Origin of the sequence: Klebsiella sp. K47 (assembly GCF_051858335.1) — a bacterium.
Taxonomy (GTDB): Bacteria; Pseudomonadota; Gammaproteobacteria; order Enterobacterales; family Enterobacteriaceae; genus Klebsiella; species Klebsiella pneumoniae.
Map to the genome: position 1 here is coordinate 1 of NZ_JBPYUI010000251.1, position 237 is coordinate 237.

Below are 237 nucleotides of genomic sequence, written 5' to 3' on the forward strand. Positions count from 1 at the left end.
AACGCCTCGCAAAGCGCCAGCCAGCGCGGCTCGGGCGGCAAGGGCACGTGCAGCGGCAGCGTCTCGGCCGCCGCCAGCTCATGGAGCAACAGCGTCGCCAGCGCGCCGTCGCGACCTTCGGTGTCGTATTCCAGGGGCATGTCCACCGCCGCCAGCAACAGTTGCCGCAGCAACGGCGACACCGCCAGCACCTGGCAGTACGCCGGCATCGCCGTGGCGCTGCCGGGCTCGATGTAC

Annotated in this window: 1 pseudogene; it reads right to left on the reverse strand. The window is 71.3% G+C overall.

Features of this window, described 5'->3' with window-relative positions:
* Window positions 1–237, reverse strand: a pseudogene (locus tag RRF55_RS27915) (AraC family transcriptional regulator); the annotation flags it as partial.